The organism is Microbacterium sp. Bi128 (assembly GCF_918698205.1).
Map to the genome: position 1 here is coordinate 1 of NZ_CAKKMM010000774.1, position 2391 is coordinate 2391.

Below are 2391 nucleotides of genomic sequence, written 5' to 3' on the forward strand. Positions count from 1 at the left end.
CGCGGATCCCGGTTACGGGCTCGGATTCGGGTACGTGCCGCGCCGCAGCGAAGAAGGCCGGACCAGCGGCCGGGCCCAGCGGTTGTCCGCGGCAGTGCGGCGGGCCGCCCGCGCCGCGTCCTGACCGGCCCCCTGCAGGCTCCTGCGGCGCCGCAGCAGGTTCGTCCATTTGTAGCAGCAACCACGCGGCCCTAGGGTGAGCCGGGATGGTCACTCCAGAAAAGACAACAGACAAGCCGCCCTCCTGGCTGCGCATACGGGCCCATGGCGCGGCCAGCGGCGTCGCGGCGGCGCTCGTGTGGCCGCGGCTCCAGCTGGCGCTGAAGGCGGCGCTGGCAGCGGGCATTGCTTTCGCGATCGCGCCCTTCATGCCGGGCTCCGCCGCTGACTACCCCTACTACGCCCCGCTCGGCGCCCTGGTGGCCATGTACGAGAACGTTGCCGGTTCCATGCGCCAGGGCCTGCAGGCGCTGGTCGGTCTGGCGATCGGGGTGGGACTGGCGTTCATGCTTTTCAGCCTCGGCTCGCCGTCGCCGTGGACGGTCGCGGTGGTCATGGGACTGGGCGTTATCCTCGCCGGCCTGCCCAAGATCGGTTCGGGCCGGGACTGGATCCCGACGGCGGCCCTGCTGGTACTGCTGGTGGGCGGCCACAACCCGGACTCGTTCTCGTTCGGGTATCTTTTCCAGATGGCGGTCGGCGTCACGGTGGGCATCGTCGTGAATCTGTTGGTCTTCCCGCCGCTGCATTTCCGGGCCGCGGCCCTGAGCATCGTGGAATTGCGCCAGGCGCTCGCCCAGCAGCTCTGGGACATGGGCAAGGCGCTCAAGGAGAGCTGGCCGCCGGAGCATGTTGACTGGTCCCGCCGCTCGGAAGCGCTCGCGGCGCACGCCCGCTCAGTGCGGCTCGCCGCCGAGAACGCTGACGCCAGCCGCCGGGCCAATCCCCGCCGCCGGCTGCATCCGCGCGACATCACCCTCGACTACCGCAACCTGCGGGACCTGGAGCGGCTCACATTCCACGTCCAGGACGTCACCCAGGTGCTCTCCGACGTCATCTGGGCCGAGGACACCCCGTTCGTGATTCCGGACGAATACGCGGCACCCCTCGGTGACGCCATGTCCGCCGTCGGCGACGTGCTGCGAGCCACGGAGGAGGACAACCCGGATCGCCAGGCCGAGCTGGCCCGCACCGCCGACGCGGCGATCAACGAGCTCACCGCCAGGCTTGGCTCGGTGCCGCACACCCACGACGCCCCCAGCGCGGTGGAATCCATTCTCTTGAGCATGCACCGCATGCTGCGGGTGGCGAAGCCCGGCCGGCCGGAAGAGCAACCGGCGGACCCGTCCGAAACCCCGTCCGCAACCTAAGCAACCGGCAGGCACAACGACGGCGGCTCCCGCCGGGGTAACCCCACAGCGGATGCCGCCGTCGGACTGTCTGTCCTGCCCGGCTATGGCAGTACCGGTTAGTCCAGCGCGGCGACCGATCCGCTGAAGTGCCGGCGACCGGACAGCGGGTTCCACGCCACGTAGTCCGAACGCCGCCAGCCGCCGCCCTCGGTCTGGACGGTGCTGATGTCCAGCGCCACCCGGGCGGGCAGGAACACGGGCGCCTCGAAGGCCACCTCCCAGCTGAACGCGTCGCCTTTGACGGCACCGACGTCGGCCAGTGCCCGCGACGCGAGGTACATGCCGTGGGCAAGGGACCGCCGCTGCCCGAGGGCCTTGGCGGTCAGGACGCTCAGGTGGATGGGGTTGAAGTCTCCGGAGACAGCCGCGTAGGCACGCCCGGTATCGACGCCCAGCTGCCACAGGGCCGTGGGATCCGGCACGGAGAACGGCGACGGCGGCACGGCCACCGAGGCCTTGTCGATCCCCGGGAGGAACACCCCCTTGGCCAGGTAGGTCGAAACCCCGCGCCAGAGGACCTCTTCCTGCCCGGCGGCGCGCACCTCCGCGACGACATCGAGCTGCGTACCGGCGCGGTGCCCCCGCAGGTTCTCCACGCGGGTCCGGATGTCCAGGGCCTCCGTGAACAGGACCGGCCCGGACTGCACCACCCTGTTCGTCAGGTGGATCATGCCCAGCAGGGGCAGCGGGAAATCGTCCCGGTTCATCACGCTCATGGCCAGCGGAAAGGCCAGGGCATGAATGAAGCCCGCAGGCAGGATATCGCTCGCGGTCTCGCCGATCAGGTGCTGATACGCCGTCAGATTGGCGACGTCGGCCCGCATGCCACGGACCTCGTGGATGTAGGCGGGCAGTTCGGTGCCGCCGTGGGTGCCCAGGACCCGGCGCCGTGCCGCGGCGGCGGCCGCGTTCACGTAGAGCTTGGACAGGGCGGGCATCTCGCCCAGGATGACGGTCTGGAAACCGTTCATGCGCCGAC

The 2391-nt window shown here is 70.3% G+C and carries 2 protein-coding genes; one reads left to right on the forward strand and one right to left on the reverse strand.

Features of this window, described 5'->3' with window-relative positions; translation table 11 throughout:
- Positions 1–206 precede the first annotated feature (206 nt).
- Positions 207–1370 carry an aromatic acid exporter family protein gene (locus LQV45_RS26060; protein ID WP_230009565.1) on the forward strand — a complete coding sequence of 388 codons (1164 nt, stop codon included), beginning with the start codon at positions 207–209 and terminating at the stop codon, positions 1368–1370.
- 98 nt (positions 1371–1468) lie between these two features.
- Here the strand turns inward: LQV45_RS26060 and LQV45_RS26065 are convergent, their stop codons facing one another.
- Positions 1469–2383 (reverse strand): MaoC/PaaZ C-terminal domain-containing protein, encoded by a 915-nt coding sequence (locus tag LQV45_RS26065; protein ID WP_230009567.1) that lies wholly within the window; start codon positions 2381–2383, stop codon positions 1469–1471.
- Between the last annotated feature and the right edge of the window lie 8 nt (positions 2384–2391).